A 12674-nucleotide genomic window follows, 5' to 3' on the forward strand; every position below is an offset into this window, starting at 1 on the left:
GTATTGAAATGAGCCAACATCCAAAAAATACAGGAATGCAAATTTTTACCCTCATCTGGTTTGGACAGATGATTTCCCTCATCGGCTCTCAGTTAACTAACTTTGCCTTGGGTGTATGGGTATACCAGCGAACTGGTTCGGTAACACAGTTCGCCCTCATTTCACTATTTACCAGCTTGCCCATGATTCTGATTTCCCCTGTAGCTGGCACGCTGGTAGACCAATTTCCCCGCCGTTGGATGATGGTATTTAGTGACTTAGGAGCAGGTATTTCTACGGGGGTAATTGCGATTTTGTTAGCGACAGATGATTTAGCCATTTGGCACATATACGTAGGCGCTGCCATTAGTTCCTGCTTTAGTGCCTTTCAATGGCCAGCTTATACAGCTGCTACCACTCTCCTTGTCCCGCCACAAAAACTGGCGCGTGCCAATGGTATGCTGCAAATCGGGGAAGCAGCTGGTCGGTTGGTTGCACCAATGCTAGGAGGTGTACTGCTGCTGTTTCTCGAAATTGATGGCATTATCTTCATTGATTTTGCTACCTTTATTTTTGCTCTGAGTACTCTGTTACTAGTTCCGTTCCCAAAACAGTACATTGATAGACATCGCGCCGAAAAAACTCCTTGGTTTAAGGAAGCATCCTACGGCTTGGTATATTTAGTGAAAAGAAGAGGACTGTTTGCACTGCTACTTTTCTTTGCTGTTAACAATTTCCTTGTCGGCATTGTGCAGATGCTAATTACACCTCTAGTCTTGTCTTTTGCTTCAGCTACAGACTTAGGTACAATTATGACCGCTGGTGGTGTGGGAATGCTGGTCAGTAGCGTTCTCGTCAGTACAGTAAAATCGCCGCAGCATTTAATTCTCAGTATATTTACTTTTATGCTGCTAGGTGGAATCTGCATTACCTGTGCAGGATTTTATCAATCTGTTTTAGTCTTAGCACTGATAGCTTTTCTATTTTTCTTTGGTCTACCAATTATTAACAGTTCAGCCCAAGTTATTTTCCAAAAGAAAGTACCCTCCAGTCTCCAAGGTCGAGTTTTTGCAACAATCGGAGCGATCGCTAACGCGTCACAGCCTTTTGCTTACACAGTTGCAGGGCCAATGGCAGATAAAATCTTTGAGCCATTAATGACTCCGAACGGACTTTTAGCAGGAAGTATAGGAAAAATTATTGGTGTCGGTCAAGGACGTGGTATTGGTTTGATGTTTATTGTCATGGGAATACTAACTGTATTGGTAACAATTATTGCTTATCAGTATAAATCGTTGAGACTGGTAGAAAAGATTGTGCCCGATGCTATTAACCCAAGTTGCTAAGTAGAAGGCAGGAGGCAGGAGGCAGAGGGCAGAAGGTAAAACCCAATTACTGACAGGGTTTCACAGGTTGACGTTTTACATTTAATTATGTCCACCTACTTAATTGTACTTCCTTAAGTCATAAAATCCCCTCCAGATGAGAAATACGAGGGGTTTATGCTCAACGAAATAATGCCATCTATACTTAGCACTTAACACTCTTGCTCCCCCAGCTTAACTTTATTAACTGAACCATATTGGGTGGGGAAAGCCATACCACAAGACAATTTGGGATATTTTTTGATTTATCAGTTCCCAAGCAAATGCATAAAAGAATTGGCTTACCCCCTATCAAGATACAGAGCGAGATGATTCGGAATTGAAGAATATTTACGAATTACAAATCTCAACATCTAAAATTGCACGAATATTAAATGAGGTTGACCTCCAATGGACATTTTTCGCAAACCAATAAACTTTGATACAAAATCTAAAAAGTGGAGGCTAGCTTTAATAGTTCCTGTAGGACTAGCGGCTGTTGGTGTACCAACCTATATTTTTTCCACTAGCTCAAATTTTAATTTGCAATCTACGAAGCAGAGTAATATTGCCCCAGTAGTTCCAGTTCAACAACCTGTAAATCCAACAGTTGCAGCTTTGGGACGTATCCAAACAAAGGATAAAATCATTAACTTATCTGGTCCATCAGCTTTGCAAACTGCTAGGTTAGATCGGGTTGTGGTAAAAGAAGGCGATAATGTTCGTCGCGGACAATTAATTGCTGTTCTTGATAACGTCAGTCAACTGCAAACAAGCCTAAATAAAGCACAAATAGGTGTTCGAGTTGCTCAAGCGCAACTGATGCAAGCTAAAGCGGGGACTACAAAACAAGGAGAAATTGCCGCTCAACAAGCACGCATTGCAGATTTAGAAGCGCAGTTTCAAGGAGATATTAACATTCAAAAAGCTAAGATTGCTGGATTGCAAGCGCAGTTGAGAAATGCCCAGACGGAATATGCACGCTTTCAATCTTTATACGACCAAGGAGCTATATCTGCGGTCACTAAAGATACTAAAGTTTTAGCAGTAGAAACTTTGCAAGCACAATTCAAAGAAGGTAAAAGTTCTCTCAACCAAACTTTATCGTCGTTTCCCAATCAGATTAGACAAGCTAAAGCTAGCTTGGAAGAGTTAAAAGAAGTTCGTCCTGTAGATGTGCAGGTTGCTCAAAGCGAGTTGGAAAAAGCAAAAGCAGCTGTTCTGGAAGCCAAAGCTAACTTAGATTTAGCTTACGTGAAAACCCCAATGGGTGGAAAAATTTTAAAAGTTAATACTTTTCCGGGAGAAACTATTAGTGAAAAGGGAATAGTCGATCTAGCTCAAACTCAAACTATGTATGTAGTTGCAGAAATTTACGAGACTGACATTAACAAAATTAAAGTAGGTCAAAAAGCTTTGATATCGAGTATTGCATTACCTAGAAAATTTTCTGGAACCGTTGAAACAATAGGTGTCCAAATAGGTAAGAGAAATGTTGTCAACAATGACCCAGCCATCAATATAGATTCAAGAGTTGCAGAAGTAAAAGTTCGCTTAAATCCCAATGATACTGACGAAGCCGCTAAGTTTATTAATCTGCAAGTCAATGTCAAATTAGAAACTGATATCAATAGTTAAGTTAAATTAATAGATAAATACTAAAATATGAGCGCTACAACACCAGTTGCTTGGTTACAATTAATTCATCGCAAATCCCGACTAGTAGTAACAATTACTGGCGTTACTTTTGCTGTGATGTTGATGTTTATTCAATTGGGTTTTCGAGACGGTCTTTTTGAAGATGCTGTTGTATTCCATAAAAAAATACAAGCAGATTTAGTACTGTTACATCGCGATACTGAGCGTTTTTTTGATATGAAAGTCTTTCCACGACGCTATTTGTATAATATCTCAGCAGTTGATGGCATCGCATCAGTTAATCCTTTCTATTTTTCCGTTACAAATTTCAAAAATCCTGAAACTTTTGTCAATAGACCAATCGCTATTGCTGGTTTTACACCCGATCAACCTGTTTTTAATTTGCCAGAAGTAAATCAACAGAAAGAACTGATAAAAGCTGCTGACACTATACTATTTGATAGACTTTCTCGACCTGAATTTGGCCCAATCGTTGCAGAATTAGAAAAGCATGGAGAAGTAACAACAGAAGTATCTAATCGCCAAATAAAAGTGAGAGGATTATTTTCTCTAGGAGGTGGGGTGATGACAGCTGATGGTGTAATCATCACCAGTGATTTAAACTACTCTGAGATTTTAAACCACCCATTAGAAAAAGTTCAGATGGGAGTCATTCAGGTTAAACCTGGTGTTGACCCTGAAAGTATAATCAAAAAAATCTCAAAAGACTTACCTCAAGACGTGAAATTAATGACTCTAGAAAATTATATCAAACTAGAGAAAGACGTTTTAGCACAATCTACACCTATAGGATTTATTTTTAATATGGGTACTGTGATTGGCTGTGTATTTGGTGGCATTATTGTTTATCAAATTCTATACACACAAATTTCTGATAGCTTATTTATTTATGCAACATTTAAAGCTATTGGATACGCAAATTCTTACTTGGTAAAGGTGGTTTTACAACAAGCAATTTTAATGTCCTTGATTGGATATATCCCTGGATTTGCTGTTTGCATGTATCTTTATAACTTTGTTCAAGAGGCTACCCGTTTACCAATGATTATGACTATTACTAGGGGTGTAACAGTTATGTTGCTCACAATTGTTATGTGTTCTCTTGCAGGAATGTTAGCGATGAATAAACTTCGTTCTGCTGACCCTGCCGAACTTTTTGGCTAAAGTCATACCATCATTAATAACCTTAGCCTTTTCGGAATATTTACACCACAAATTTATTTATCCTCTAATTTTGAGGTAATCACTATGTCACAAGGTTCTATCATATCTGTTCAGCATCTCAACCACTACTTTGGTAAAGGCTCGTTACGAAAACAGGTTTTATTTGATGTTAGCTTGTCAATTCAATCTGGTGAAATTGTAATTTTGACTGGCCCTTCTGGCTCAGGTAAAACAACTTTATTAAGTCTAATGGCTGGTTTACGGAGTGTGCAAGAAGGTAGCGTGAAAGTTTTGGGAAGGGAAATATATCGAGCTAGCAATCAGAAGCTATTACAACTACGCCGTCAAACTGGATATATTTTCCAAAAACATAATTTAGTACCTTTTCTAACTGCTAGTCAAAATGTACAAATGACTATGGAATTGGCTCGAAATATGTCTCGTAAAGAAATGTGTAACCGAGCAGAAGCAATGTTGGAAATAGTAGGTTTGAATCACCGCATTCATTATTATCCTGAGCAACTTTCAGAAGGACAAAAACAACGTGTGGCGTTTGCACGAGCGCTAGTTACTCAACCTAAATTAATTCTTGCTGACGAACCAACAGCATCGCTAGATAAAAACAGTACTCATACAGTCGTTGAAATTTTAAAAGAATGCGCCAGATATCAAGGTTGTTCCATTCTTTTAATTACTCATGATAATCGCATCCTTGATATGGCTGACCGCATCATTCACATGGAAGATGGTCAGTTAAAAAATGATGTACGCGCTGCCTAATAAGTTGTAGACAAAAATTCAAAAATTTATAAGGTCAAATAAAACTTGATTTCTAGAGACGTTAACCGTAAGGTTTCTATTTACATCTAACTAAAGTAAAGCTAAATTATCTATGACAATTTAACTGCTTGGCATGGCCATACTAGCAGTATGTATTTGATACATATGTTCTTTAGCGTTTGTTTTCTCATGAAGGAGGAAAGTTTTATTTATTCACTAAATGTCTGTTTTCTGCATAATTCTTGAGGATGCAACACTATTAAATAAAAAAATAATGTTTGCTCCAAATTAATCGGGTATTAGAAATGATTACAAAAATTGAGTCAGGAACTTTAATAAATAACCGTTATCAGATTCAGAAATTTCTTGGTAAGGGAGGATTTGGACGAACTTACCTAGCATTAGACAATCAGCGATTTGATGAACCTTGTGTTTTGAAAGAGTTTGTACCAACAGCGTCAAAAGCAGAAAATCTACGGAAATCCCAGGATTTATTCGAGCGTGAAGCAAAAGTTTTATACCAGATTCAGCATCCTCAAGTTCCCAAATTTTTAGCTTGGTTTACAGATAACCAACGAATCTTTATTGTTCAGGAATATATTAACGGCAAAACTTATTCTGAAATTTTCTCAGAACGCTTGGTGCAGACAGGTCAGCCTTTTTCTGAAATAGAAGTGAGAACATGGCTGACAGATGTATTGCCAGTTTTAGACTATCTCCACGAACGTAAAATAATTCACAGAGATATTTCACTAGAGAATATCATGCTACCTCATAATCAATCTAAACCTGTGTTGATTGATTTTGGCACAGTTAAAGAAAATTACACGCAGATTATGTCTGCTGATTCTCTAAACTTTTATAACTCAATTCGTATTTCAGTAGTTGGAAAGTTTGGTTATTCTCCACCTGAGCAGTTACGTTTAGGATATTCCTATCCTTCTAGTGATATCTATGCACTTGGTGTTTGTACAGTGATTCTTTTAACTGGAAAAATGCCACATGCTCTCTTAGATGAATCACTAAATTGGCAATGGCGTTCTCAAGTCAATATAAGCGATGATTTTGCCAAAATTATCGAAAAAATGTTAGTAGAAGAACCAAATGCCCGCTTTCAGTCAGCTAAAGAAATTCTCCTTGTCTTGAATAATCTAGACAGTAGTTCATCTGTTTTACCTCGTTTTGACTTCAAAATCACATCTCCGATAAAGGCTATTAAGATTCGTAGACAAAAAAAAGAAACTAATAAGGCATTAGAAGAACTATTAATTTTACAAAATTTAGAACGCAATCTGAGACAATCTAATAATATAAATGAAAATATTAGTCTGCAAAAACCTATTTATCTCAACTTAAATTTATCAGAGTATATAAAGCAAAAATCGAGTGTTAATTCTGAGTCTTCTACTCATGCCTTGATTAAAAACTCGACAATACTCACAAAAATTAATAATTTTTTAACGAAAATAACTACTAAGGAAGTAGCAGAAAATAATGAGTGTAATAAAAAAATTTATATTCAACTTAACATACATAATTTCCTGGATAATTGTTCGGTAACTAGTAATTTACAGCTTTTTGAACTTCTCAAGAAAGAATATACTAACTTTGTTGGGCCAATTGCACAGCTAATTATTAATCAAGTACTAGTAAGTTTTCCAGATTGTTCTATCAAACAAATTATTGAAATATTAACAGCAGAAATTCCTGAAAAATTAATGGCGGAACAGTTTCAAAAGCACATGTATAAGATAATTGAATCAAAATTGTATATTTTACAAACTACTGAATAAGTAGCTGTCATCAACTGTATGTCAGAATAACTTTTGTAGGCGATCGCAGCTCCCAAAGCGCTTTAAATCTAGGGTTTTTCGCCACATCAATATTTATAAGTTAACTATATCGGTTATAAATCCTTTATAAATTACTTAATATTTTATTTTTTACTCTTTTCCTTCAAAGACGCTATATGAAAGGCGATGGCGGAGGCGTTCGACAAATTATTTAGGGCTTTATATATTCCTTAATATTTGCTATTTACGGTTATTTTTTCTAAAAACTGCTTTTTACTTGCATAATTTTATAGATTAGATCGGTAATATACATTGTAAGCAACTCTCCTAATTTTTTGAATGAATTTACTCATCTTAGTTATATATTAGAGTAGAAAAATGAACTTCTTAGTATTGGTTAATCAGCAGCAAGAAGAAATACAAATTGTTGATGAAAGTAACCTCAACCTAAATAAACATTCTGTCAGGAATATAATTAGTATTCGAGGTGCTAATTATTCCACTCAAGCTATTGAAAAAACCGTAACTCAAAGCCATCCTTCCTTAAGACAAAATGCAGGAGTGGCATTTACCGTCGAAGTTAATTATCAAGAACGACTAGTAGTTATTCAGGAAGTAAAGAGAACCTATTCACGTATTCTGAACGTGGATGAAGTAATTCCAGCTATCCGTTTTGCTGTGTTGGAAGAACATGGATTGCAAATATATGCTGTAGTACTTCTAAAGGCAACTAGTCTCCCAAAAGACTCTGATGGAAAGATTGACCGTCAAACTTGTCAGAAAATTTTTCTGAATGCAAGTTTGAATGCAATCCATACTTGGACAGTAAACCCTCAACAAGATTTGCAGCAACTACAGGCAGATGTAGATGCTTTGTTAGAAAACATACAAATGTCTCAACAGGCACAGTTCAAAGTCTCTTAACTTCACTATTAATTACAAACTCCGTCCATTACTAGATTTCTTATAAGGAAAAAGCAAATGATTACTAGCCTCAACAATTTTGCCAATAAAAATAATGTTAACTTTTCTACTTTAATAGACCTTTTAACCTATAGAGCGCACAATCAACCTGAGCAAACAGCTTATACTTTTCTTGTTGATGGAGAAACAGAAAGCGTTAACTTAACTTATCAAGAATTAGATCGAAAAGCACGCGCGATCGCTACTCAACTTCTGCAACAGGGAGTACCAGGTTCGCGGGCTTTGTTACTGTATCCACCTGGACTAGAATTTATCGCCGCCTTTTTTGGTTGTTTATATGCTGGTTTTGTCGCAGTTCCAGCTTATCCACCCCGACGCAATCAAAAAATGTCTAGGCTACAGGCGATTGTATCTGATGCTGAAGCGGTAGTAGCATTGACTACAGAATCTATATTGACAACCATCTCGCCTCAATTAGCTGAAAATATTACATTGGCGGTGATACCCTGGATCGCAACTGATAGTATTAACATCGGTATAGTTGGAAATTGGCAGCATCCAAATGTCAACAGTGATACTTTGGCTTTTCTGCAATACACTTCGGGTTCTACTGGCACACCGAAAGGAGTAATGATTACCCACGGTAATTTATTACATAATTCCCAACTAATCTATAACTTTTATCAACACACACCCCAAAGCCAAGGTGTAATTTGGCTGCCACCATATCACGATATGGGATTAATTGGCGGGGTTTTGCAACCGATATATGGTGGTTTTCCAGTAACGCTGATGGCACCAGTTGCTTTTTTGCAAAAGCCTTTCCGTTGGTTGCAGGCGATTTCTAATTACAAAGCAACTACCAGTGGCGGCCCAGATTTTGCTTATGACCTCGCCTGTCGCCAAATTACCCCCGAACAACTAGCAAGTCTTGATTTGAGTAGTTGGAAAGTTGCGTTTACAGGTGCTGAACCGATACGGGCCGAAACACTGGAACGTTTTGCCGAAACTTTTGCTCCTTGCGGTTTCCGGCACTCAGCTTTCTATCCTTGTTATGGGATGGCGGAAACGACTTTAATTGTATCTGGGGGTTTAACATCTGAAGTTCCAATTGTTCGTCATATTCAAACCACAGCTTTGTCACAAAACCAAGTCATAGATACTACTGCTGAAGCTGGCGGCAAAGCGATTGTTGGTTGCGGTAAAAGTAGCCCAGACCAAAAAGTATTGGTTGTAAATCCCGAATCATTTATGCCTTGTGCAGATGGACAGGTGGGAGAAGTTTGGGTATCAGGGCCTAGCGTTGCTCAAGGTTACTGGAATAATCCCGAACAAACAAAAAATACTTTTCATGCGTATCTTGCAGACAATACAACTGGCCCTTTTTTGCGGACTGGAGATTTAGGCTGTTTACAGGATGGTGAGTTGTTTATCACTGGCCGTCTCAAAGATTTAATTATTATCATGGGTCGCAACCATTATCCGCAAGATATTGAATTCACCGTGGAAAATTGTCATCCGGCACTACGTCCTGCTAGTGGTGCAGCTTTTGCAGTCGAAATCAATAACTCAGAAAGGTTGGTCATAGTCCAAGAAGTCGAACGCTCTCATCTCCGCAAACTCAACGCTGATGAAGTCATAGCAGCAATTCGTAAAGCTGTAGCCGAACACTATGACTTGCCAACTCATGCCATTGTCTTAATTAAAACAAACAGTTTGCCCAAAACTTCTTCTGGCAAAGTGCGACGCAGTACCTGCCGAGCTGAGTTAGAAGCTGGTACTCTTGATGTAGTCGCCCAGTGGAGTGCTGATGCTCCCAACAAAACGCAAGAAGCAATTGCACCGCAGGTAGAACAAACAGTAAACACCGAAGCGATCGCAGCTTGGTTAGTTGCAAAAGTTACTGAACAATTGCAATCTCCCCAGGAAATTAATATTGACGAACCGCTGGCACAATACGGTCTGGGTTCCTTGGCAGCCGTGAGAATTTCTGGAGAATTACAAGAATGGTTAGGACGGGAACTTTCACCGACGCTGTTATATGATTACCCTTCTATCGCTGTTTTGGCACAATATTTAGGTGATGGAGTGCCACAACCGAAGATAATAGCGCAGCCGCAAACAGAAAATAATGCGATCGCGATCGTTGGTATTGGTTGCCGTTACCCTGGTGCTAATAACCCAGAAGCTTTTTGGCAATTACTCCGTAATGGTGTTGATGCCATTAGTGAAGTACCTAAACAGCGATGGAATATCGATACTTTCTACGATCCAAACCGTGCAACACCAGGCAAAATGAATACTCGTTGGGGTGGCTTTTTAGAGCAAGTAGACCAATTTGACGCGCAATTTTTTGGCATTTCCCCACGCGAAGCAGAATCTCTCGACCCGCAACAGAGATTATTACTAGAAGTTAGCTGGGAAGCGCTGGAAAATGCAGCTTATCCACCAGATAAATTAGCAGGAACCAATACAGGTGTCTTTGTCGGGATTAGTAATTTTGATTACTCTCAGTTGCAATCCAAACAAATTACTGGATTAGATGCTTACACGGGTACAGGTAACGCTTTTAGCATCGCCGCTAACCGTATTTCCTATTTGTTAGATTTGCGCGGGCCGAGTTTGGCAGTAGATACAGCTTGTTCTTCATCTTTAGTTGCAGTTCACCAAGCTTGTCAAAGTCTGCGTCAGGGAGAATGCGAACTGGCCTTAGCTGCTGGTGTAAACTTAATTCTCACCCCACAATTGACGATTACATTTTCCCAAGCCGGGATGATGGCTAGTGATGGTCGTTGTAAAACTTTTGATGCCGATGCTGATGGTTATGTCCGGGGAGAAGGTTGTGGTGTAGTAGTTCTCAAGCGTCTTAGCGATGCGCGCCGGGATGGTGATAATATCCTGGCAGTGATTAAAGGTTCGGCAATTAATCAAGACGGACGCAGCAACGGACTGACAGCACCCAACGGCCCAGCCCAACAAGCAGTGATTCGGCAAGCGATGCAAAATGCAGGTGTGTCACCTGATGAAATCGGTTACATTGAAGCCCACGGTACTGGAACCTTTTTAGGCGATCCTATCGAAATCAATTCCCTAAAAGCTGTAATGACGCCAGGGCGATCGCCGGAAAATCCCTGTGTGATTGGTTCGGTCAAAACCAACATTGGACATTTAGAAGCAGCAGCGGGAATCGCTGGTTTAATTAAAACTGTACTATCGCTAGATCGCGAGGAAATTCCACCCCATCTGCACCTCAAACAAGTTAACCCCCACATTTCTTTGGCTGGAACGTTATCCATCCCCACTGTATGTGTACCTTGGCATCGAGACGATAAACGGCGCTTGGCTGGTGTATCTTCTTTTGGTTTCGGTGGTACTAATGCCCATGTAATTTTAGAAGAAGCACCTCTTCAAAAACAAACAGGCGGCGATGAACGGCAGATGCATCTTTTCACACTCTCTGCTAAAAGTGAAAATGCTTTGCGCGATTTAGCACGAGATTATGAAAATTATCTTGGTAATAACCCTGATGCGTCATTAGCAGATATTTGTTTTACGGCTAATACCGGACGTTCTCATTTCGAGCATCGCCTAGTTGCGATCGCTCAATCTAATATCCAATTACAAACGGGACTTGGTGCTTACACGGCTGGTAAAAAAACATCTCAGTTAGAAAACGGTAAAATTAGCGGCAAAAAGCATCCCAAAATCGCTTTTTTATTCACAGGTCAGGGTTCCCAATATCTAAATATGGGTCGCCAACTTTACGAAACTCAACCGACCTTCCGCGCTTGTATCGACCAATGCGATCAAATTTTGCGGTTACATTTAGATAAACCTCTGCTGTCGGTTTTGTATTCTGATGAAAGTAGCTGCATCGATGAAACTGCCTATACCCAACCAGCTATATTTGCTGTAGAGTACGCTTTGGCGCAATTATGGAAGTCTTGGGGTGTGGAACCAACAGCAGTAATTGGTCACAGTTTCGGTGAATATGTGGCTGCTTGCATTGCTGGAGTATTTAGTTTGGAAGTAGGACTGAAGCTAGTTACCGAACGATCGCGCTTGATGGAAGAAATCAAGTCAATCGGTGCGATGGCTGCGGTGTTTGCCAATGAAGCGCAAGTGCAAGCTGTGATTGAATCTTACACAGAACTTACCATATCTGCGGTTAATGCTCCTAATAATATCACCATCTCTGGTGCGATCGCCAAAGTTGAAGCAGCGATCGCCCAATTCACAGCCCAAGGAATTGAGACTCGACGCTTGAATGTATCTCATGCTTTCCATTCTCCTTTAATGGATGAAATGCTTGATGCTTTTGAACAAGTAACAAGCCAAGTCAAATTTCAAGCACCACTGATTCCTTTAGTTTCCAATGTCACCGGGAATTTTCTACCAGCAGGACAAGTACCTGATGCCAAATACTGGCGATGCCATACGCGCCAAGCCGTAAGATTTATGGCAGGGTTGAATACTTTATTGGCAGAAGGTTACGAATTATTCATAGAAATTGGTGCTAAACCAGTTCTTTCTAGTCTGGGTAAACGTTGTCAGCAAAACGAAGATTCGGTTTGGTTGCCTTCTTTGACTGCAAAGCGAGATAATTGGCAAACATTATTGGAAAGTGTATCAGTATTGTATTTGCGAGGAGTAGATATTGACTGGACGGGATTTGAAAGCGATTATTCGCATCAGGTACTTCCAGTTCCTACTTATGCGTTTCAAAGAAAACGTTACTGGGTTCAATCGCAAAATTCGGTTGACAGTACAGCAGGAAATCTCAATAGCAATGGTTCTAAACCTGTTGCTTTTAATGGTGATGCTAGAAGAATACCATCTCAAGCATTGGTAGAAAAAATGCTCAAACAACAACTACAGATTATGTCTGAGCAATTAGAAGTTTTGCGTAGTCATAATTTGTCTACAGACAAATTCTTGCCATTCCAGAATGGAATACGGTCAAGATAAGCCCAAATTTAGCGAAAAATAGAACGGTAAGTCAGTGATTGCA

The 12674-nt window shown here is 39.1% G+C and carries 7 protein-coding genes; all 7 read left to right on the forward strand.

Translation table 11 applies throughout. The features are described from left to right. Positions 1 to 8 precede the first annotated feature (8 nt). The 7 genes from RMZ95_RS17995 to RMZ95_RS18025 all read left to right on the forward strand — a co-directional run bounded on the left by RMZ95_RS17995 (position 9) and on the right by RMZ95_RS18025 (position 12631). The gene (locus RMZ95_RS17995) at positions 9 to 1325 is read left to right on the forward strand and encodes an MFS transporter (RefSeq protein ID WP_322685031.1); all 1317 of its coding nucleotides are present in this window, start codon (positions 9 to 11) and stop codon (positions 1323 to 1325) included. Positions 1326 to 1754: 429 nt separating this feature from the next. Continuing rightward, complete coding sequence (locus RMZ95_RS18000) at positions 1755 to 2981, forward strand: ABC exporter membrane fusion protein (RefSeq protein WP_322685032.1); 1227 nt, start codon at positions 1755 to 1757, stop codon at positions 2979 to 2981. A 27-nt stretch (positions 2982 to 3008) separates the two neighbouring features. Continuing rightward, entirely contained in the window at positions 3009 to 4166 is a 1158-nt protein-coding gene (gene devC / locus RMZ95_RS18005; RefSeq protein WP_322685033.1) for an ABC transporter permease DevC, read from the forward strand. A gap of 84 nt (positions 4167 to 4250) precedes the next feature. Beyond that, positions 4251 to 4946, forward strand: coding sequence for a DevA family ABC transporter ATP-binding protein (locus RMZ95_RS18010; RefSeq protein WP_322685034.1), 696 nt, complete (start codon positions 4251 to 4253; stop codon positions 4944 to 4946). 305 nt (positions 4947 to 5251) lie between these two features. After that, positions 5252 to 6739 (forward strand): serine/threonine-protein kinase, encoded by a 1488-nt coding sequence (locus RMZ95_RS18015; protein ID WP_322685035.1) that lies wholly within the window; start codon positions 5252 to 5254, stop codon positions 6737 to 6739. Positions 6740 to 7117: 378 nt separating this feature from the next. Next, the gene (locus tag RMZ95_RS18020; protein ID WP_322685036.1) at positions 7118 to 7663 is read left to right on the forward strand and encodes a hypothetical protein; all 546 of its coding nucleotides are present in this window, start codon (positions 7118 to 7120) and stop codon (positions 7661 to 7663) included. Between the two features lie 57 nt (positions 7664 to 7720). After that, positions 7721 to 12631, forward strand: coding sequence for a polyketide synthase (locus RMZ95_RS18025; RefSeq protein ID WP_322685037.1), 4911 nt, complete (start codon positions 7721 to 7723; stop codon positions 12629 to 12631). The last annotated feature ends 43 nt before the right edge of the window (positions 12632 to 12674 follow it).

Source organism: Nostoc sp. DedQUE07 (assembly GCF_034530975.2).
Classification (GTDB): Bacteria; Cyanobacteriota; Cyanobacteriia; order Cyanobacteriales; family Nostocaceae; genus Nostoc.